This window comes from Sphingomonas sp. 67-41, from assembly GCF_001899725.1.
Lineage (GTDB): Bacteria > Pseudomonadota > Alphaproteobacteria > Sphingomonadales > Sphingomonadaceae > Sphingomonas > Sphingomonas leidyi.
The window spans coordinates 92568-113898 of sequence record NZ_MKWJ01000010.1 but is presented as its reverse complement, the minus strand read 5'-3'; the positions used below and the strand labels follow the sequence as shown (position 1 = coordinate 113898).

The window sequence follows — 21331 nt, the reverse complement described above, 5'->3', positions numbered from 1 at the left end:
AGCGGCGCGGTGAAGCTGCCATTGCCGGCGACGATGGCGGTGCCGATCTCGGTGCCGGCGGCGTTGAGCACATGCACGGTGGCGCCGGGCTCGCCGGTGCCGGTGACGGCAGTGCCGTCGGCGGAGACCGTGCCGGCCGGCGCGAGCGGCGGCGTAATGTCGGGTGCCGTGGCCGGCGTCGCTGGCGAGACATTGCCCGCGGCATCGGCCTGCGTGACCTGGAGAAGCTGGCCGTTGAGCTGGGCAGTGGAAAGCGTGGCGGTATAGCTGCCATTGGCTGCAACCACGGCGGTGCCGATCGGCACGCCGCCGGGATCCCGCACCGTCACCGTTGCGCCGGGCTCGCCGGTGCCGGTCACGATCGTTCCGGTCGCATCGACAGTGGCGGCAGGGGCGGCCGGCGGCGTGGTGTCTGGCGCCGTCGCCGTGACCGAAGGCGAGGCATTGCCCGCCGGATCCCGCTGGATCGCGGTAAGCGTCTCGCCATTGGTCTGCGGCGTCGCGAGCGTGGCCGTGTAGGTGCCGCCGGGCGCGACGGTGGCAGTGCCGATCGGCGTGCCCGCGGCATTGGTGATCGTCACCGTCGCGCCGGGCTCGCCGGTGCCGACGACGGTGGCGCCGTCGGGCGATACGGTGGCGGTGGGAGCAGCCGGAGGCGTGGTGTCCGGCGCCGTGACCGGCACGGCCGGCGAGACGTTCGCCGCCGCGTCCGCCTGGGTGACGGACAGTAGCTGGCCGTTGGTCTGCGGCGTGCCGAGCACGACGGTGTAATTGCCATTGGCGCCGACGGTCGCGGTGCCGAGCACGGTGCCGCCCGCATCGGCGACGCGCACCGTTGCGCCGGGCTCGCCGGTGCCGGTGACGATCGTGCCGGTGGCATCGATCGCCGCGACCGGTGCGACCGGCGGCGTCAGGTCGGGCGCAATTGCCGTGGCCGGCGGTGAGACGTCACCCTCCGCATCGGCCTGGGTGACGTGCAGCGTCTCGCCGTTCAGCTGGGGGGTGGTGAGTATCGCCACATAGGTGCCGCCGGGCGTGACCGTTGCGGTGCCGATCACGACGCCATTGGGTCCGGTCACGCTCACCGTGGCGCCGGCCTGACCGGTGCCGAACACGGTCGCGCCATCGGCCGCCACCGTCGCGGTGGGTGCCCCAGGGGAATCGTTCGGGACGAGGTCGGGGGCGACCGCACTCCCCTGGGGCGAGGCATTGCCGGCGGCGTCCGTCTGGACGAGGCCGAGCAGCTGCCCGTTGGTCTGCGGCGGGACCAGCGTGGTGGTGAAGGTGCCGTCCGAAGCCACGACGACGGTCCCGATGTGCAGGCCCGTCGGATCGGTGATGACCAAGGTCGCCCCCGCTTCGCCCGTGCCGGTTATCGAGGCGCCATCCGCTGCGACCGTCCCGACAGGCGCGGGCGGAGCGGTGAGATCGGGTGCGGTGAGCGACAATGCCGGGGAGGTGTTCCCCGCTGCATCCGTCTGCGTCACGCTCAGGACCTGGCTGTCGATCTGCGGCGTGGAGAGGACGACCGAGAAGGTTCCCGCCGCAGTCACCGTCGCTGTTCCGATCACCGTCGACAAGGGATCGCGTACCACGACCGTCGCTCCCGGCTCGCCCGTGCCGGAGACGACTGCGCCGGTGGCATCGAGGGTGGCGGCGGGGATTGCGGGAGGCGTTATGTCGGGCGCGTTGGCGGTGCCGGGAGGCGAGACGTTGCCCGCCGCATCGGCCTGGGTGGCGCTGACCGTGCCGCCATTGGCCTGGGGCGTGGCGAGGGTGATCGAGAAGTGCCCGTCGGCTGCGACCGGGCCGGTGCCGAGCACGGCGCCCGAGGCGCTGGTGACCGTCACCGTCGCACCCGGTTCACCCGTTCCCGTCGCGGTGGTGCCGTCGGCGCTGATCGCGAGAGCCGGAGCGGCAGGCGGAGTGATGTCGGGGGCCAGCGCCGGCGTCGGAGCGGAGAGGTTGCCGGCGGTGTCGGTCTGGGTGACCTCGAGGAGCTGGCCGTTGGCCTGGGGCGTGGTGAGGATCACCGCATAGGCGCCGTTGGCGGCGACCACCGCAGTGCCGATCGCGGTGCCGAGCGGATCGTGGACGATCACGGTCGCCCCCGCCTCGCCGGTGCCGGTGACGATCGTACCGGTGCCGTTGACCGTGGCGGTCAGCCCGGTCGGCGCGGTGATGTCGGGCGCCGTCGTGTGCAGGTCGGGCGAGGGATTGCCGGCCGGATCGGTCTGGCGAACGGTCAGCACTTCGCCATTGGTCTGGGGGACGGAGAGCGTGACCGAATAGCTGCCGTCGGCGGCCACCGTCACGGTGCCGAGCACCGTACCGGCCGGGCTTCGCACGACGAGCGTCGCCCCCGCCTCGCCAGTGCCGGTCACCGTCGTGCCGTCGGCCGAGACCGTCGCGGTCGGCAGTGCCGGCGGGGTCAGGTCGGGCGCGGCGGCCGGGACGGGCGTGGACGCATTGCCGGCGGGGTCGGTCTGGGTGACCTGGAGCAGCTGGCCGTTGGTCTGCGGAGTGGTGAGGGTGACGCTGTAGCTGCCGTTCGCGGCAATTACGGCCGTGCCGATCGCGATGCCGGAAGGGTCGCGGACGGTGACGGTCGCGCCCGCCTCGCCGCTGCCGCTCACCACCGTGCCGACGCCGTTCACCGCAGCGGTGAGGCCGAGCGGGGCCGTGATGTCGGGTGCGTGCACCGCCACATCGGGCGAGGCGTTGCCTGCAGGATCGGTCTGCGAGACTTCCAGCAACTGGCCGTTGGCCTGGGGCGTGGTCAGGGTGATCGAGAAGCTGCCATCGGCCGCGACCGGGCCGGTGCCGAGCGGATTGCCGGCGGCGTCATGGACGGTCACCGTCGCGCCGGGCTCGCCGGTGCCGGTCACGACCGTGCCGTCCGGCGAGACGCTCGCCACGGGCGCGGCGGGCGGAGTGATGTCGGGCGCGGTGACGCTCACCGGCGTGGAGACGTTGTGGGCGGCATCGGCCTGGGTGACTTGCAACACCTGGCCGTTGGTCTGCGGGGTGGTGAGCGTCGCGGTATAGCTGCCGTTCGCGGCTACGGTCGCGGTACCGATCACCGTGCCGGCGGGGTCGCGCACCGACACGGTCGCACCGGGCTCGCCGCTGCCGGTCACGACCGTGCCGCCGGCGCCTATCGCTGCGGTGAGGCCGAGCGGGGCCGTGATGTCGGGCGCGTGCACCGCCACATCGGGCGAAGCATTGCCTGCCGGATCGGTCTGCGAGACTTCCAGCAGCTGGCCATTGGCCTGGGGCGTGGTCAGGGTGACGCTGAAGCCGCCATTGGCAGCTACAACGGCGCTGCCGAGCGCGTTGCCGGCGGCGTCATGGACGGTCACCGTCGCACCCGGCTCGCCGGTGCCGGTCACTGTCGTGCCGTCCGGCGAGACGCTCGCCACGGGGGCAGCGGGCGGCGTGATGTCGGGCGCGGTCAGGCTGACAGTCGCGGAGGCGTTGCCCGCGCCATCGGTCTGCCCGACCGTCAGCGTCTCGCCATTGGCCTGGGGCGGCGCGAGCGGTACGAAATAGCTGCCATTGCCCGCAACCACCGCGGTACCGATCGCCGCGCCGCCGGCGCCGGTGATGGTCACGGTGGCACCCGGCTCGCCGGTGCCGGTCACCGATGTGCCGTCCGGCGCGATGGTCGCGGTCGGCGCTGCAGGCGCGACGACATCCGGCGTCGTCACGCTGGTGGGGGGCGAGACATTGCCGCTGGGATCCGTCTGGGTGACCACGAGCGTGCCGCCATCCGATACGCCCGGCGCCAGCGGCACCGTGTAGCTGCCGTTCTGACCGACGACCGCAGTGCCGACCGCGGTGCCGGTATCGGGATCGCGCACGGTGACGGTGGCGCCGGGCTCGCCGGTGCCGGTCACCGCCGTGCCGTCCGGCGTGACGCTGGCCGTCGGCGCGGCGGGCGGGGAGAGGTCGGGCGCGGTGACAATTGTTGGAGGCGAGTGGTTGCCGGCCGGATCGGTCTGCACCACCGTCACCGGCTCGCCGTCGAACACGGCGGGCGGAAGCGCGATCGAATAGCCGCCATCCGCATTGGCGACGGTGCCGCCCAGCGGCCTGCCGGCGGCATCCGTCACCGTCACCGTCGCACCGGGCTCGGCACTTCCCGAGACGGTGAAGGTATGCGGGTCCATTATTGCGGTGGGAGCGCTGGGTGGCGTGATGTCGGGCGCCGCGAGATTGATGGCATTCGATCCATTGCCCGCCGCATCGGTCTGCGTGACGGCGAGCGTGCCGCCATTGTTCTGCGGCGTGGTGAGCGTCACCGAGTAATTGCCCTGTGCATTGACGACGGCGGTGCCGATCACGGCATCGCTGCCGTTGCGCACGGTCACGGTCGCTCCGGGCTCGCCGGTGCCGGTGACGATCGTGCCATTGGGATTTACCGTGCCGGTGGGCGCGGCCGGCGGGGTGGTGTCGGGTGCGTGCGCCGTGGTGGGGGCGGAGACGTTGCCCGCGGGATCGGCCTGCGTGACGGTGACCGTCTGGCCATTGGTCTGAGGCTGGGTGAGCGTCACCGAATAGCTGCCGTTGCTGCCGACCGTGCCGCTGCCGAGCAGCGCCCCCGAGCCGTCGCGTACCTGCACGGTGGCGCCGGCTTCGCCCGTGCCGGTGACGCTGGCGCCGTTGCCGCTCACCGTCGCGGTGGGCGCACTGGGCGGCGTCGTGTCCACGGTGGTGCCGGGACTGCTGCCGCCCCGGCTCGAGCCGCCGCCCGCCAGCGCCGCCGCGCCCCCGGCCACGGCGGCGCCCCCCAGCAGCACAGGGAGCAGCGCGCCGCCACCGCCGCCGGCTGCCTCCGCCCCGGCCCCGATCAGCAGGTCGTCGATACCGTGCAGCGCCGCGAACCGCGCCGGCCCCGAGGCCGCGGTGTTCGCCAGCCAGAGATGATCGCCCTCGCGGACCACGAGATCGCTCGCGGCGCCATTTGCCTGGACGTAGAAATTGGAGACACGGATCGTCTCGCCATTGGCGAGGTGTACGATCAGGTCATTGCCTTGCCGCTCCAGCGCGGTGATCTGCGAGCGGTCGATGTCGAGCCGAACCACGCTGGGGCTGGATAGATCGATGGAGTCCCCGGGAACGTGAACAATATTGCCCGTCGATTTATCGATCACATCGGCACGCATGACAGTCTCCTCCCAGAGAAATCCACGCAACTTCGCCGGAGCCGACTGGTTAATATCTGCGCAAGTATTTAGTTTAAATCTCGTAACCTGCGAAACATTGTTGGAAGGTCCGGTAGTTCGCTCAAACCTTACGGGAAGGATTTCGATGCAATACTTCCGAAATCGGAATCGATCGATCTACTATGCGGCCCTCTCAACTGCAGGTGCATGCGCATGCGCCGCGGGCGCAGTGCTTCCGTGCCGCGGGGCCGGGGACCTTCACCGATCGGCGCAGTCCCTTGTCTTCAGCCGCGGTGCCGCGTCTCGGCCAGATCGAGTTCGCGCGTCAGCTTGCGCGCGGTCTCGCTGCCGATCGCGCGCGCCCTGCCGAGCTCCAGCAGCCGCGCGCGCTCGGCCTGGATGCCGACGAGCCTGAGCTCGCTGGCCAGCCTTTCCTGCGCGCGCGCTTCGCCAGCCATGCCGTCGCCCAGGCCCTCGATGCGCTCGCGATAGAAGCCCATCACGCGGGCGCCTGCCGCCGCGTAGAGATCGGGGTCGCCATGCGCTTCGCCCAGCGCGTGCTGATGCCGCTCGACGGCGCGGATGGCGGCCTCCGCGGTGGCGACCCGCGCGGAATCCTCTTCCGCCTGCCGGGACGGCTCCGGGGGCAGGACCAGTCCCTTGAGCAGGATCGGCAGCGCGATGCTGGCGATTACCAGCGACAAGATGATCACGCCGGCCGCGAGGAAGATCGCCAGGTCGCGCGCGGGGAAGGGCGTGCCGTCCCGCAGCACCAGCGGCAGGGTGAGCACGCCGGCCAGGGTGATCGCGCCGCGCACGCCGGCGAAGGAGGTGGCCGCGACCAGCCGCCAATTGGGGCTGCGCATCGCCGCGGCACCCTCGCGCTTGCGCAGGATCGTCAGCCGCAGCGACGTCCACACCCAGGCAAAGCGCAGCGCCGCCAGCCCGGCGACGATGGCCACGACATAGACCGCCAGCCACCAGGGCGAGGCATGGCCGGTCAGCAGCACGGTCTGCCTGGCGCCCGCGACGATGCCGGGCAACTGCTCGCCCAGCAGCACGAAGATGACGCCGTTCAGGGTGAACTGGAGCGTGTCCCACACCGAGTTCCGGCGCATGCGGGTGACCGCCATCGCCTGGCGCGAGATTTCGGCGAAGGTCATGGTCACTCCCGCCGCCACGGCGGCCAGGATGCCCGACGCATGGAGATGTTCGGCGAGCAGATAGGAGCCGAAGGGGATCAGCAGGCTGACGAGGATCTGCGAGCCGGTATCCTCGCCCCAGCGCCGGGTCACCCACGCCTTGGCGCGCGAAGCCGCGAGCGTGACGAGCACGCCGATGGCGAGCCCGGCGCCCGCGACCCAGAGGAAGGTGAGCGCGGCTTGACCCGCGGAGAAGCTGCCGGTCAGCGCGGCGGCGACGGCGAAACGCAGGCACACCAGGCCCGAGGCGTCGTTGAGCAGCGATTCGCCTTCCAGGATGTGCATCATGCGCTTCGGGATGGGCACGCGCGCGGCGATCGCCGACACCGCGATGGGGTCGGTGGGCGAGATCACCGCCGCCAGCGCGAATGCCACCGCCAGCGGCATGGCGGGGATCATCCAGTGGATGAGCAGCCCCATGCCGATCACGGTCAGCAGCACCAGCCCGAGCGCCAGCTCGACCACGGTGGGCAGATCCTTGAACAACTCGTCCTTGGGAATGCGCCAGCCGTCGAAGAACAGGAGCGGCGGCAGGAACAGGAACATGAACAGCTCGGGATCGAGCTCGACCCGGTGCGAGGTGGACAGGCCGATCGCGGCGCCCAGCACGATCTGCACCAGCGGGGTGGGCACGCCGAAGGGAAGCATCCGCGCGACGGCGCCGCTGACGACGACGGCGAGCAGGAGGAACAGGATGATCGAAACGGTTTCCACGGCTCTGCCTTGTTCTGCGCGGCCCGGCGGCCGCCGCTGGTTGCATGTCCCGGCAGGAGCCGGGGACGGGACGGGAATTCAGTTCGCGCTGGCGAGCCGATAGCCGACTCCGGGCTCGGTCGCGAGCAGCCGCGGATCGCTCGGATCCTCCTCGATCTTCTGGCGGAGCAGGCCGATATAGACGCGCAGATACTGGCTGTCGGCGGTGTCGCTGCCCCAGCCCACGGCGAGCAGGCGCTTGTGCGTCACCACCTGGCCGGCGCTGAGCGCCAGCGTCCGCAGCAGGTCATATTCCTTGGGCGAGAGTTTCACGACATCGCCCGCCAGCGACACGCGCCGCGCCTGGAAGTCGATCTCCAGCGGGCCGCTGCGATAGGTGGTGGGGGTGTTCTTCAGGCTCGAACTGCGCCGGATCGCCGCGCGGATGCGCGCCATCAGCTCGCCGATCTCGAACGGCTTGTTCACATAGTCGTCGGCCCCGTGGTCGAGCGCGGCGATCTTCTCGCCTTCCTGGTGGCGCGCGGAGATGACGATGATCGGCACCTCGCTCGTCGCGCGCAAGGCGCGGATGACGTCCTTGCCGTCGATATCGGGCAGGCCGAGGTCGAGCAGCACCACGTCGGGCCTGATGTCCTCGGCCATGCGCAGCGCCGGCACGCCGCCCGAGGCGACGGCGACGCTATAGCCTTCGGCGCCGAGCACCGGTTCGAGCACCGCGATCAGCGCGGGCTCGTCGTCGACGAGGAGGATGTTGGTCATGCTTGCATAGCCTCGGCGAGCGGAAGTCGGATGGTGATGCGGGTCCCGCGGCCGTCCAGCCCGGGGATCGTGGCGTGGATGGTGCCGCCCAGCGCTTCCACGAAGCCCTTTGCGATCGCCAGCCCCAGCCCGCTGCCGCGTCCGGTCGTATCGGGCCTGCCGGCACGGTAGAAACGCTCGAACACCCGCTGGAGCGCGTGTTCCGGTATGCCTTGTCCGCTGTCCGCTATGTCGATGCGGCAGGCGCCGTCCTCGGCGGATATGGCGATTTCCACCCGGGCGCCTTCGTCGCTGTAGAGGATCGCATTGTCCAGGATGTTGAGCAGCACCAACTCGAACAGCGCGGGGTTGGCGGCGACCGGCAGGTCCGGGTCCGGTGCGTGCAGCGTCACTTGCCGCCCGCCCGCGCGCGGCCGGATCCGGTGCAGCGCCGCGCCGGCCATTTCGGCGGCGCCAAGGATCTGGAGCGGCTGCGCGATGCCGCCGGCCTCCATCCGGCTCATCTCGAGCAGATTTGCCGTATAGCGATTGAGGCGCTCGCACTCGTCGACCACGCCGCGCAGCAGGCGCGCGGAGGTTTCGGCGTCGAGCTTCTCGCCATAGGCGATCAGGCTGGATGCCGACGCGCTGATCGCGGTGAGGGGCGTGCGGAAATCATGGCTGACCGAGGCGAGCAGCGCGCTCTTCAGCTTCTCGGCGCGGGCGACGGCGCGGCGCTCGGTGATCTGTTCGGACAGCGCCGCGCGCTCGAGCGTCAGCGCGACCATGTTGGCAACCGCATCGATGAAGGCCGGCTTGATCTTTCCCGGCCGCAGCGGCTCGAGCACGAGCACGGTGACCGGCGCATTGGCGAGTTCGAGGCGCCTGCCGATCAGCGGGCTGTCTCCGGAGACCTGGGGGGCGTGCGCGATCCCGTTCGCGAAGTCGTGCCAGCTCGCCTCGCATGGCAGTGCCGAGAGGCAGCGCAGCCCATCCTCGTCGGCCTGGAAGAGCGTTGCCCGGGCCCCGAGGATCCGGTGCACGGCCCGCTCGACGGTGACGACGACATCGGAAGGGCGCGCCGCCGACTGGAGTTCCTGGCTGAGCGCCAGCAGGCTGTTGAGCTGAAGGTTGCTCGATCGCGCCGCCAGGGCATGGTCCTTGAGCTGTCCGGCAAGCACGCCGGAAACCAGCGCGCACAGGTTGAACACCACAAGCGGCGCGAGGTCGCCGCCCGTCGCGATCCGGAAGGTGAGGGCCGGCTCGGTCAGGTAGAAATTGTAGATCAGAAAGGCCGCGAGCGCGGCGATCAGGGCCGATGCGAGCCCGCTCAGCGCACCCGCCACCGTGATGCCGAGCACGAACACCAGCGCCGAGGCGACTTCGCCCAGCGGATGAACGGCGAATGCCGCCATGGCGGACAAGGTGAGGACGATCGCAGTGCGGAGCAGGCCGGCGCGATCGAGATGCAGCCGCGCCGTCAGGAAACCGATGAGGGGATTTGGTCGTCCGGTCGTCATCGAGCTCCTGATATTCTCGGGCGGCTGGTCCGGGCGGCGGGCTGGGGCCGGGAGCCCTTTGTGCCCGCCGCCGCGGTAGGAACGCGCGCCTCTCTTGGGGGGAGGCCTGCATGAGGGGGTGCAAAAGCGCGCTCTCGCCAAGTGCCTATGGCGGCGGCCGGTCTCGGTCCATGCATAAAAAACCTATAGTAACGCTCGCTCGCCAGGCTTCTCTAGGGATGTTTCCGAAACATTTCTTGGAGAAGTTATGCGTAGGGAACTCGTGCTGGCGGTGATGGTGGGGGCGGTGGCCCTTGGCGGCTGCACCAAGCGGACGCACCCCGGCAATGTGTCGGACGTGCCCAATGCGGGCGGTGGCGAACCCTATGTCGAGAATGGCGAAGATCCGGCGCTGGCGCGGCTGCAGGCGGACCTGGTGGCGAGCGCGGGCAGCGACCGCGTCTTCTTCACCTTCGATGCGTTCAGCCTCTCGCCGGAGGCGCGCGCCACGCTGACGCGCCAGGCGCAGTGGCTGCGCCAGCATCCGCGGGCGGGCTTCCTGGTGGAGGGGCATGCCGACGAGCGCGGCACGCGCGAGTACAACCTGGCGCTGGGCGACCGCCGCGCGCGGGCCGCGGCCGACTTCCTGTCGCTGCAGGGGATCGCACCGAACCGGATCACGACCATTTCCTATGGCAAGGAACGGCCCGAGGCGCTGGGCTCCGACGAAGCCTCGCACGCGCAGAATCGGCGTGCCGTGTCAGTCGTCATTCATCTGCCGTAAGGGATATGGGGGGCGCCGGAGGAACGTCATCGTTTCGCAGGCGACCCACGCTATCCGATTGCCCAAGATGAAGATGTCACTGGTCAACCACAGCCGCGCCGATGCGCCTGCCTCCCGGGCCGGGCGTCCCGCCCTCGTCCGACCGATGGGGCCGTCCGATTCGGTCGCGTGCGAACCGGGCGCGACGCGCCCGGCCAACGATGCCATGCCCGCCGCGGGCATGCGGATCGCACTCTTCTCGGGCAACTATAATTGCGTGCGCGACGGCGCGAACCGCGCGCTCAACCGGCTGGTCGATCACCTGCTCGCGCGCGGGGCAGCCGTGCGCGTCTATTCGCCCACGATCGCCGATCCGGCCTTCGCGCCCGCAGGCGATCTCGTGTCGGTTCCGTCGCTGCCGATCCCGGGGCGCAGTGAGTTCCGGGTGGCGCTCGGCCTGCCGGCATCGGTGCGCATGGACGTCGAGCGCTTCGCGCCGAACATCGTGCACGTGTCCGCGCCCGACCTGCTCGGGACCGGGGCGCAGAAGCTGGCGCGCAGGCTCGGCGTGCCGGTGGTGGCCAGCCTGCACACTCGGTTCGAGACCTATTTCGACTATTATGGCCTCGGCGCCCTGCGGCACTGGGGCGAGCGCCGGCTGCGGCGTTTCTACCGGGCGAGCGACCGCGTCCTGGCGCCGAACGCCGACTCGGCGGAGAGCCTGGCGGCGATGGGCGTGCCGGACGAGGACATCGCCATCTGGGGCCGCGGTGTCGACCCCGCGGCCTTTTCGCCGGCGTTGCGCGACCTGCACTGGCGGCGCGGCCTGGGGTATCGCGACGACGAGATCGTGCCGATCTTCTTCGGCCGGCTGGTCGTCGAGAAGGGGATCGCCACCTTTGCCGATACCATCCATGCGTTGCACGAGCGCGGCTATCCGCTCCGTCCGCTGATCGTCGGTGCGGGGCCGGCAGAGGCACGCTTCCGGGCGTTGCTGCCCGACGCGGTCTTCGCCGGACATCTCGACGGCACCGCGCTGGGCCGCGCGGTGGCGAGCGCCGACATCCTGATCAACCCGAGCATGACCGAGGCCTTCGGCAACGTGAACCTGGAGGCGATGGCTTCCGGCCTCGCGGTGGTCAGCGCCGATGCGGGCAGCGCCCGCGCGCTGATCGCTTCGGGCAAGTCCGGCCTGTTGACGCCGCCGGTGGCGACGCGCCTGGCCGATGCCGTGGCGCAGCTGGCCGAGCGTCCGGACCTCAGATTCGCGATGGCGGCTGCGGCCCATGCCGAGGCGCGGGGCTATCGCTGGTCCGAGATCCTGGACAAGGTCGTCGCCAGCTATGCCGATCTGCTCGGCACCCGGCGCAGGACGAGCGCCGCCGCATAGGCGATGCCCCGGGGGCGGCCGGCGATGCCTTCACCGCCGGCCGGTCGACGGCTCAGTTCGATTTCGCCGTGCCTTCCCAGGCGGGGGTGGGCTTGCGATAGTCGAGTGCGGGTGCCCGCTTGCCCAGCAGCGCATCATATTGGAACGCCGGGCCGCGTGCCTTGTCGAGCTCGGCCTTCGCCGCCTTCAGCGTCTCGGGGCTCAGGAACAGGTCCGCAGCCGTCAGCGCGATCGTCTTGGCCGCGACCGCGGCGCCCTTGATCCCGATCGACGATCCGGACGCCGCCACTGCCTGCCAGCTGTGCGCGGGCGTGCCGGGAACCCAGGTGGCGGTGCTGAGGCCGATCGTCGGCACCGTCCAGCTGATATCGGACACGTCGGTCGAGCCGCCGCCGTCCGGGCCGCGCTCGCGCGAGCCGGTCTGCGTCACCGAATCCAGCGGCTTCTGCGTCGGCAGGCTCTTCTGCAGTTCGGTTGCCCAGGCGACTTCCTGCGGCGTCCACTGCTCGCCGCCCACGGCGTCGAGATTGCGGCTCATCACCTTGGCAAGCGTCTCGCTGGCGAGCATCGAATAGACGCCGCCGGTGATTTCGTGGTCGACCGTCGTGCCCGTCGCCATTGCCGAGCCCTCGGCCGCCTTCACCACCCGGCCCCACACGTCGCGCACGATCGCGGGATCGACGTTGCGGACATAATAATAGCTCTCGGCGAAATCGGGCACCACGTTCGGCGCCTCGCCGCCCGCGGTGATGATGTTGTGGATGCGCGTCGAGGACGGAACATGCTCGCGCATGAAGTTCACGGCGACGTCCATCACCTCGACTCCGTCCAGAGCCGAGCGCCCCTTGTCGGGCGATGCCGCTGCATGGGCGCTGATGCCGTGGAAGCGGAACTTGCCCGAGATGTTCGCCATGCTCTTGCCGGTCGAGACGCCGTTCGCATCGCCGGGATGCCAGTGGAGCACGGCCGAGACATCGTCGAACAGGCCGGCGCGGACGAGATAGACCTTGCCCGAGCCGCCTTCCTCGGCGGGCGAGCCATAGACGCGCAGCTCGCCCTGCACCTTGTTGGCGATCATCCATTCCTTGATCGCAATGGCCGCCTCCACGCTCGCCGCGCCGAACAAATTGTGGCCGCAGCCATGGCCGGCCGCCTTGCCCGGGATCGCGGTCTTGGTCGGCGCGGTGGTCTGGGCGAGGCCGGGCAGGGCGTCATATTCGGCGAGGATGCCGATCACCGGCCCCGAGCCCTGCTTGAAGCTGGCGACGAAGGCGGTGGGCATGCCGGCGACGCCGGGGGTGACGGCGAAACCCGCCTTCTTCAGCCGCGCCTGGAGCAGCGCCGACGACTTGTTCTCCTGATAGCCGACTTCGGACCAGCCCCAGATCGTCTTGGCGGTGCTCTCCAGGTCGGGCGCGCGCTTGTCGATGCCGGCGAGCATGGCGCTGCGCTGGGCTTCGGGCACGCCCTGCGCATGGGCCGAAAGCGGCGCGAGCGCGGCGGCGAGCAGCAGCGCGGTCTTGATCGTCATCTCGTGCACTCTCCTATGTTCTATTTGGCGCCGATGGCGGCGGCATCGGGCCGGCGCGTATCCGCCGATCCCAGGAACCTGTCGCCCTCGACCATGATCGACTGGACCGAGCCCATGGTGTTCGACGCGCGTACCTTGTGCCCCTTCGCCTCGAGCAGGGGAATGATGTCCGGCGAGAAACCCTCTTCCAGCTCGAGCGGGCCGTCGCCGCCCGACTGGTTGATCCGCGGGCGTTCGGCGGCTTCCGCAACGTTCAGGCGGTGATCGATGACGTTGGAGAGCATCTGCACCATCGTCGCGATGATGTAGCCGCCGCCGGGCGTGCCGGTGACGAGCCAGGGCTTGTCGCCCTTGAACACGATCATCGGCGTGATCGTCGAGCCGACGCGCTTGCCGGGGACGGGCTGGGTTGCCTTCCACTCCTCGCCGCGGCGGCCCCAGGCGAGGTTGCCGAGCGAGTTGTTGAGCAGGATGCCCGTGCCCGGCGCAACGACGTGCGCGCCATAGGAAGCGGAGAGGGTATAGGTATTGCTGACGGCGTTGCCCGCCGCATCCACGACCGAGAAGTGCGTCGTGTCCTTGCTCTCATACGGATAGGGATTGCCGTCGGGCAGGGTCCTGGCGTCGAGCGCGCCGTCGGCGCGGATCAGCTTCGCGCGCTCGGCGGCATATTCCTTGCTGGCGAGCCCCTTCGCCGGGGTCCGCCAGTCCGGCCCGCCGCCGACCAGACGGCGGTCCGACCAGACGATCTTGAGCGTCTCGGCGAGGAGGTGGAGGTTGGCGACGCTGCCCCAGCGCTGCTCGCGCACCGGGAAACGCTCGAGGATGTTCATCGCCTCGGCGACGCTCACGCCCGACGCGGTGGGCGGCATATAGGCGATCGGCATGCCCCGGTAGCTCGACCAGATCGGCTCGGAGATCACCGGCTGATAATCGGCCAGGTCCTTCGCGTCGATCACGCCGCCGCCGGCCTTCATCCCCGCCGCGATCTTCTGGGCGATGGCGCCGGTGTAGAAGCCGTCGCGGCCCCTGGCGGCGATGACCTGCAGCGTCGCCGCGAGGTCCGGCTGCCTCCAGCGCTCGCCGGGCGCATAGGCGCTCCCGTCCGGCTTGAAGAAGACGGCGAGCGCGGCGGGATCGTCGTACATCGCCTTCTTCTGCTCGGCATTGGCCTGGGCTTCGTCGTCCGACAGGATGACGCCATCCCGCGCCATCGCGATCGCCGGCGCGATCAGCGTGCCCCAGGGCAGCGAACCGAAGCGCTTGTGCGCTTCCCACAGGCCCGCGATCGTGCCGGGGATGGCGACGCCCTTCATCGAATAGCTCTTGGCGGGATCCATCTTGCCGTTCGCGCCCAGCAGCAGGTCCGGCGTCGTGTTGCGCGAGGCCTGGCCGTAATAGTCGATCGCGATCGTCCGGGCGGGCTTGCCGTCCTTCGCCGCCATGTGGATCAGCATATAGCCGCCGCCGCCGACATTGCCGGCGCGCGGCAGCGTCACCGCCAGGGCGAAGGCAGTGGCGATCGCGGCATCGACTGCGTTGCCGCCCTTGCGCAGGATCGCGGCGCCCACATCGGCGGCGATCCTGTTCTGGCTCACGACCATGCCGCCGCGCCCGATCGCGGGCTTGTGGATCTGGTCATAGGCGACGATGTCGCCACCGGAGACGCGCTGCGTGGCGGGCGCCTCCGGTGCTTCCTGGGCGTAGGCCGGCGTCGCGAGCGACGCCAGCGCCAGGGCGAGCGCGATCCGCATCAGAAGCTCGCCCGCATGTTGGCGTACCAGTAGCGGCCATAGGGGCTGTAGAGCGAGCCGAGGAAGCCGTTCGAGCTGAGCGGCGGCGACTCGTTGGTGAGGTTGCGCACGCCGATGCGCAGGCGATAGCGGCCGCCATTGTCGCGCTTGCCGACCGTGACCTGGCCATAGAGGTTGAAGGTCATCCGGTCCTCGATCAGCCAGGCGGCGCCGGCCGAATCGATCAGGCCGGTATCCTGGACGTCGCTCGTATATTGGGTGAAGCCGCCGATCTGGAACGGCCCCTTTTCCCAGGTGATCGACCCGGTGACCTTCCAGCGCGGCTTGCCGTTCTGGCGCACCAGGTCGCCCGCATCGGCGATGTTGGTGCCCGCGTTGATCGTCCCCGCTGCGCGCGCGGCGATCAGGTTCTGGATCGGCGGCGAGGGCTCGAGGAAGAACTTGTCGAGATAGGCGGCGTTCGCGTTCAGGCTGATCCTGCCCGCGCCGAAATCGGGCAGGCGCCAGTTGAAGCCGAGATCGACGCCCGCGGCCTCCTGCGGCAGCAGGTTGACGTATTTGTCGTTGACGTAGAGCACCCGGCCGACCGGCGCCAGGCCCGTGCCGGCGAACAGCGCATTGTCCTCCGCCGTCGGCGCGGCGCGGATGACATTGGGGTCGCTCGATCCCTGCACGCGCAGCAGATAGTCGTTGATCAGCGCATTGCCCTCGCCGAACAGGCCGACGATGCCCTTCTGGCTGACATGCCAGTAATCGGCGGTGAAGGTCATCCGGCCGACCGCGGCATCGAGGAAGTGCGGCTCGAGCACGACGCCGACCGTCCAGGTCTTGGACTGTTCGGGCTTCAGGTCGGGATTGCCCGAGCGCCGTGCGGTGGTGGCGAAGCCCTGCGAGCAATTGGCGAAGCTGCTGATGCGGAGCGGGTTCGGCGTGACGCCATCGGCCAGGAACGGCGGCTGGCGCAGCTGGGCCTCGCAGCGGACCCAGTCGGTGCGGGTGTTCGAGCGGGTGACCATCGTCGCGTTGATCTGCTCGAGATTCGGCGCCTTGAAGCCCTCGGCATAGGAGCCGCGCAGGCGCAGGCCGCGCACGATGTCCCATGCGGCCGCGATCTTCGGCTTGGCGACCGAGCCGACGTCCGAATAATGTTCGAAGCGGCCGGCGAGCTGGAGCTCGATGTTGCGGACCAGCGGGATGTGCATGTCCGGCGAGACCACCGGCACCGCCAGCTCGAGATACGCCGCGGCGACGGTGCGCCGGCCGTTGGTGTCGGGCGAGGGGCTGGTGCCGACCAGGTCGGATCCGTTGACCGCGCCGGTGATCGAATCGGTGAACTGGATCGTCCCGTCGACGCGCGGATCGCGGTCGTCGCGCTGGGTCTCGCGGCGCACTTCGCCGCCGATCGCGATGCCGACATTGCCGCCGGGCAGGCGGATCAGGTCGGTGGTCGAGCCCTTGATGTCCCACATCGCCAGCGTCGACTGGCTGACGCGGGTGGTCTTGATCCGGATCGCGTTGATGGCGGCGAGGCTGCTCGGCGTGTTGTCGGCGCCGCTCGGCGGAGTGAGGCCGCTGCCGTTGAACGGATTGTAGGCGTCCGGCGTGGTCAGGTTGATCTGGCGCTGGAGCAGCGTCTGGCTGATCCCGTCGGACGTGTCGCGCACCCGCGCTTCCGAATAGAGCGCGGCGCTCTCCCATTCGAAGCCGAGCGCCTTGAACCGCAGGCCGCCGAGCAGGCGATACTGGGTATTGAGCACGTCGACATGGTTGGGGCCGACATCGGCGAAGTTGTAGCTCGACAGCGTGATCGCCTGGCCGGTGGCCGCGGCGTTGATGCCGGGCAGGCGGTTGGGGCTGCCGACCGGGCCGAACGGATTGTAATAGGCATTGGCCGCAATCGTCAGCGGGCCCGAGGACAGGGTGCCGCTCGATGCCTGGATGCTGTCGCTCTTGCCGTTGTAATAGCCGGCCTCGCCGAACAGCTCGACGCCGCCGCCCAGCTCGTAATGGCCGTTCAGGAACAGGTTGATGCGGCGGATATTGGGGGTGACGTTGGTGTTGAAGGCCAGCGGCGCGTCGAAGCGCAGGTCGCGGATGCCCGCTGCCGAGCTGGTGCCGGTGGCGACGCAGTTGGTGCCGCCGATGATGCCGGCGCCGCCGGTCGGGCAGCCGGTGAAGCTGGTCGGCTGGATGTGGAACTGGCCCGAGGTGTTGGTCAGCGCGGTCGTGCCCTGGCGCACCACCACGTTGCCCACCGTCTGGAACGAGCCCCAGGGCGTGATGGTCGAGCGGCCGTCGAGCGAAGTCGCGCCCTCGAAGCGGGTGCCGACGAAGAGCGGGCGGTTGTCGTTCGAGCGAGTATAGTCGAAGTCGCTTGCGAGCACGCCGTCGCGCTTGTCGTAGCTGGCGAACAGCGTGATGTTGCCGCGATCACCGAGATTGCGGCCGGCGAGCAGGTGGGTGTTGGTCTCGAACAGGTGCGAGCCTTCGCCCCAGCCGACCTGGCCCTCCAGCTCAACGCCGTGATAGTCGGTCTTGAGCACGGTGTTGACCACGCCGGCCACGGCGTCCGAACCGTAGATCGCCGCGGCGCCGTCGCGCAGCACTTCCATGCGCTCCAGCCCGAACACGGGAATGGCGTTGGTATTGACCGTCAGCACCGGCACCAGATTGTCGTCGGCGCGGCTGGTCGGGTGATTGACCACGCGGCGGCCGTTGAGCAGCACCAGCGTGTTGCCGACGCCGAGGTTGCGCAGGTTGATCGAGCCGACATCGCCGCGCGCCGAGTTGGAGCTGTTCGGCAGGTAGGAGCTGTTGAAGCTGACGTCGCCGAGCTGCGGGATCGAGCGGAACAGCTCGTCGCCAGACGTCGCGCCGGTGGCGCCGATCTGGGCTTCGTCGACGACGGTGACGGGAAGCGCGGCGGTCACCTTGCTGCCGCGGATCTGCGAGCCGACCACGACGATCTCGGGCGGCGGCGCCTCGTCGCCGTTCACGGCCTGCTCGACGCGGGCGGTCTCGGCGGCGGCCTGCTGGTCGCCGGTGGGCGCGGCGGCAGGGCTGTCCTGATAGAGCGCGACCGGGCGAGTTGCCGGCTGGGCGTCGGCGCGCGGCATCACGCGCACGCTGTTCGGGCCGGTGAAGCGATAGGTATAGCGGCTATTGGCGAGCAGCAGTTCGAGCGCGTCGCGGATGGTGTACCGGCCCTCGAGCTTCGGCGCCTTGATCCGGGCGATCGCGGGATCGGTGAAGACCAGCTGGACGCCGGTCTGCTGGGCGACCTGCATCAGCGCGCTGTCCAGGCTTCCGCCCGAGAAATGGATTTCGTGGCGCACGGCCTCGCGCGCCTGTGCGGCGGCGGGAACGGCGACGAAGGCGGCAACCGTGGCGAGAAGCAGCTGGCGTGTGTTCATGGATATCGACCCCCCTGAATCGATGCCTGGACGTGGCAATCATGGTTTATGACGCTGGGACTCCCCGCACGCGAACCAAAGTGGACCAAATTTTTTTCGGGTGTTGCGTCCGTGCAAGGTTCGCCTTTGCCGCAACCGCGCGTCATGGCAGGAGGAATATGCGCGGGTGCGCGACAGGGAGATGCGGGCTTGGCCGCCGGACGACCAGAAATGCAGGCGGCCCCGGAGGCGGACGACGGCAGTTTCGACGCCTATCGCGCGGCGCTGCGCGCGTTCGTCGCGCGCCGGGTCGACGATGCATCCGAAGTCGAGGACCTGGTGCAGGAAGCCTGTGCCCGGCTCGTCGCCAGCGCTCGCGAGCGGACCGTGGACGAGCCCCAGGCCTATCTCTTTCGCATCGCCGCCAATCTGATCGCCGATCGCCATCGTCGGGTACTGCCGGTCGTGCCGCTCGGGCCCGAGATCCATCCGCCGGTGCGCCCCGCGCAGGAGGATCGGCGCCGCGTGGCCGATCTCCAGGCGGCGCTCGAGGCCGCGCTGGACGAATTGTCGCCTCGCTGCCGGGAAGTGTTCGTGATGCGCCGCTTCGACGAGCGCGGCACCGGCGAGATCGCCCGTGAGCTCGGCATCTCCCCGCGCATGGTGCAGAAGCACCTCAACCACGCAGTCGCGCACCTCTACGACCGGCTCGCGCATCTGATGGAGCGCGGCGCATGAGCGAGCGCAATCTCGGCAAGCGCGCCTCGGCCGTGTTCGAGGCGTTCCTGGACGGGCGGGACGGCGACCTCCATCCGGCGGACCGGGCCGAGGCCTCGGCCTTCTGGAACTGGCTCGGCGAGTTCGAGCGCCCGGGCGCGGCGCCGGTGCGGCAGCGGTCCGCCTGGCTGGGCCGGGCGGCGGCGGGGATCGCCGCGCTGGCCGTTGTCGGCGGCACCTTGTGGCTGTCGCATCCGCGGCCCGCGCGCGAGACGGTGCAGAGCGTGGCGACCGGCCATGCCGAGCGCCGCCGGATCGCGTTCAGCGACGGATCGGTGGTGACCCTGGCGGCGGACAGCCGGGTCGACGTCGCCTATGCCCCGCGCGAGCGTCGGCTGCGGCTGGTGGCCGGCGAGGCGCTGTTCAAGGTGGCGCACGACAAGAGCCGGCCCTTCGTCGTCGAGACCCGGCACGGCGAGGTCGTTGCCGTCGGCACCATGTTCGACGTGAGCGTGGGCAGGCGCGAGGCGAAGGTGACCGTGGTGGAGGGCGTGGTGCGCGTCGCCTTGTCCGAGCCCGGGCGGCCGGGCACTTCCGAGCCGATCGAGAAGCTGGCGCGCAAGGGCGAGCGCCTGTCGTTCGGTATCGCCAAGGGCACGGGCGGCGACACGGGCTTCATCCGGCAGGCGGCCGATATCGATGCCGACAGCGCCGTCGCCTGGACGCGTGGGCGGCTGGTCTTCCGGGGCGAGCCGCTGAGCGAGGTCATCGAGGAAGTGAACCGCTATGCGAAGGACCGCCTGGTCCTGACCGATCCGCGCGCAGGATCGGTGCGGGTCTATGGCGTGGTCAACCAGGGGGATACGGCCGCGATCCGCGATCTCATCGCCAATCCGGGCGCGGTCGCCATCGAATCCCGCCAGCGTTGAGGGGCCCCTCAGCGCTGGAGCTTGGTCGCCAGGATGACCGAGGAAGTGGTGCGCTCCACGCCTTCCATCGCCCCGATCGTATCGAGCAGGTCGTTCAGCCGGTTGACGTGCGGCGCCTCGATCACGGCGATCAGGTCATATTCGCCGGAGATCGCGTAGAGCCCGGCCACCGCGGGCATCGTCATCAGCTGGTCGATCGTCGCCTGGGTGGCCTTGGGATAGAGCTTCACCATCACATGGGCGCGGATCAGGCTGCGGTCGTAATCCTCACCCAGGCGCACCGTGTACCCGACGATCGTGCCCTGCCGCTCGAGCCGTTCGATGCTGCTGTAGATCGCGGTGCGGGAAACCCCCAGCAGCGTGGCCAGCTCGGAGACGTTGCGCCGGGCATCCTCGCGCAGCAGCGCCAGGATCCGGGGATCGATCTCTTCGGATCGCAGCGTCATTTCGGCCCCGGCGCCCCGATCAGCTTGCCGCCGGCGACGCGCGCGACGCCGCTGAAGGCGGGGCGCGTGACGCGGAGCGTGCGCAGGTCGATCGCGCCGTCGGGCGCGATCCCGGTGATCCGCACGCCGGCCCAGTCGAGCGGCTTGCCTGCGCGCAGGCGCGCCGTGCCATGGGGCTCGACCAGCCAGGCATGGCCGCCCGGCGGGGCATGGAGCTTCGCGCTGCCGTCCGCCTCGACGCAGAGCGCGGCGCCTTCGTCGATGCCGAGTCCGATCGCCCGCGGGTCGCGCAGCCGCGCCTTGGCGACGAACGCCACGAGCCGCCCGAGCCGGTCGCGCTTGGCGAAATGCGTGTCGGTGACGACATGGGCGAGCCGCGGCATGTGGAGGAAGCCGGTGACCAAGGTCACCGCCGGCCCGGCGGGATCGGCGAGCGCGGCCGGGCTGTCGATGCTGCCGCCGTCCATCGCGCCATAGGCGGTGCCGCCCAGGATCGCGAGCCCCGCGCTGGTGCCGCCGAGCGGCCGTCCCCGGCGGACATGGGCGTCGAGCGCCGCGGCGACCGGCGTGTCCTTCCAGTAGCGGACATAATTGGCCTGGTCGCCGCCCGCGATGAAGATCCCGTCGGCATGGGCGAGAATGTCGAGCACGCGCGCGTCGTTTGCCGCCGCGCGGCTGTGAAAGACGATCGTCTGGACCGAGGCGACTCCGCCGACCTGGCTGTAGATCTCCTCGCCCGCCTGCCCCTCGCCCGAGGCGCGCAGCACCACGATATGGCCATGCCCGGCCCGTTCGGCGAACCAGCGGAAGGCGCCATAATCCCAGTCCCCGCCGCCGACGAGCATCAGTGCCGGGGCCGTCGGGCCGCTCCGCGCGGCGGCAAGATCGCCGATCGCGTAATAGCTGTAGCTCTCACCCGGCCGGGCCGATGCCGCCGCCGGCGCGAGCAGGGCCAGCACGGCCAGGGCAAGGCGCAATAGTGTCTTCACGGCCATAGTCCTTTGCAATTCGTTCGTATGGCATAGCCAAACTGCATTTTTATTGTTTCAATTTGATCGCTCTCGTTATCAATATGTCACAAACGCATC

General features: G+C 70.0%; 13 protein-coding genes. 4 read left to right on the top strand and 9 right to left on the bottom strand.

Going from position 1 to position 21331, the window contains the following annotated elements; translation table 11 throughout:
* The 4 genes from BGP17_RS05845 to BGP17_RS05830 form a co-directional block, all read right to left on the bottom strand.
* Positions 1–5168: Ig-like domain-containing protein (locus tag BGP17_RS05845; RefSeq protein WP_286711323.1), on the bottom strand; the 5168-nt coding region annotated here is incomplete at its 3' end.
* Between the two features lie 284 nt (positions 5169–5452).
* Entirely contained in the window at positions 5453–7084 is a 1632-nt protein-coding gene (locus BGP17_RS05840) for a Na+/H+ antiporter (RefSeq protein WP_286711322.1), read from the bottom strand.
* Positions 7085–7162: 78 nt separating this feature from the next.
* The gene (locus BGP17_RS05835) at positions 7163–7843 is read right to left on the bottom strand and encodes a response regulator transcription factor (protein WP_286711321.1); all 681 of its coding nucleotides are present in this window, start codon (positions 7841–7843) and stop codon (positions 7163–7165) included.
* Positions 7840–9342, bottom strand: a complete 1503-nt coding sequence (locus BGP17_RS05830; RefSeq protein ID WP_286711320.1) for a sensor histidine kinase — start codon at positions 9340–9342, stop codon at positions 7840–7842. The genes BGP17_RS05835 and BGP17_RS05830 overlap by 4 nt, the downstream gene beginning before the upstream one ends.
* Positions 9343–9589: 247 nt before the next feature.
* Here BGP17_RS05830 and pal point away from each other — a divergent pair, with 247 nt between their 5' ends.
* Together pal and BGP17_RS05820 are read left to right on the top strand one after the other, a co-directional pair.
* A complete protein-coding gene (pal, locus tag BGP17_RS05825) occupies positions 9590–10105 on the top strand; it encodes a peptidoglycan-associated lipoprotein Pal (protein ID WP_167300613.1) in 516 nt (171 codons plus the stop codon).
* A 205-nt stretch (positions 10106–10310) separates the two neighbouring features.
* Positions 10311–11474 carry a glycosyltransferase family 4 protein gene (locus BGP17_RS05820; RefSeq protein ID WP_380926307.1) on the top strand — a complete coding sequence of 388 codons (1164 nt, stop codon included), beginning with the start codon at positions 10311–10313 and terminating at the stop codon, positions 11472–11474.
* A 52-nt stretch (positions 11475–11526) separates the two neighbouring features.
* Here the strand turns inward: BGP17_RS05820 and BGP17_RS05815 are convergent, their stop codons facing one another.
* From BGP17_RS05815 to BGP17_RS05805, 3 genes are read right to left on the bottom strand one after another with little or no spacing between them, the layout of a single operon-like run.
* Entirely contained in the window at positions 11527–13005 is a 1479-nt protein-coding gene (locus tag BGP17_RS05815; RefSeq protein WP_167300612.1) for an amidohydrolase, read from the bottom strand.
* Between the two features lie 20 nt (positions 13006–13025).
* Positions 13026–14759 (bottom strand): gamma-glutamyltransferase, encoded by a 1734-nt coding sequence (gene ggt, locus BGP17_RS05810; RefSeq protein ID WP_286711318.1) that lies wholly within the window; start codon positions 14757–14759, stop codon positions 13026–13028.
* Positions 14759–18172 (bottom strand): TonB-dependent receptor, encoded by a 3414-nt coding sequence (locus tag BGP17_RS05805; RefSeq protein WP_286711317.1) that lies wholly within the window; start codon positions 18170–18172, stop codon positions 14759–14761. Before BGP17_RS05805 ends, ggt begins: the two co-directional genes overlap by 1 nt.
* A gap of 210 nt (positions 18173–18382) precedes the next feature.
* Between BGP17_RS05805 and BGP17_RS05800 the strand changes: the two genes are divergently transcribed.
* Together BGP17_RS05800 and BGP17_RS05795 are read left to right on the top strand one after the other, a co-directional pair.
* Complete coding sequence (locus BGP17_RS05800; RefSeq protein ID WP_167300609.1) at positions 18383–18889, top strand: RNA polymerase sigma factor; 507 nt, start codon at positions 18383–18385, stop codon at positions 18887–18889.
* A complete protein-coding gene (locus BGP17_RS05795) occupies positions 18886–19797 on the top strand; it encodes a FecR family protein (protein ID WP_286711316.1) in 912 nt (303 codons plus the stop codon). Before BGP17_RS05800 ends, BGP17_RS05795 begins: the two co-directional genes overlap by 4 nt.
* Positions 19798–19805: 8 nt before the next feature.
* Here BGP17_RS05795 and BGP17_RS05790 read toward each other — a convergent pair whose 3' ends face one another.
* Both BGP17_RS05790 and BGP17_RS05785 read right to left on the bottom strand, forming a co-directional pair.
* Complete coding sequence (locus BGP17_RS05790; protein ID WP_167300607.1) at positions 19806–20243, bottom strand: Lrp/AsnC family transcriptional regulator; 438 nt, start codon at positions 20241–20243, stop codon at positions 19806–19808.
* Positions 20240–21232, bottom strand: a complete 993-nt coding sequence (locus BGP17_RS05785; RefSeq protein WP_208413683.1) for a cyanophycinase — start codon at positions 21230–21232, stop codon at positions 20240–20242. Before BGP17_RS05785 ends, BGP17_RS05790 begins: the two co-directional genes overlap by 4 nt.
* Between the last annotated feature and the right edge of the window lie 99 nt (positions 21233–21331).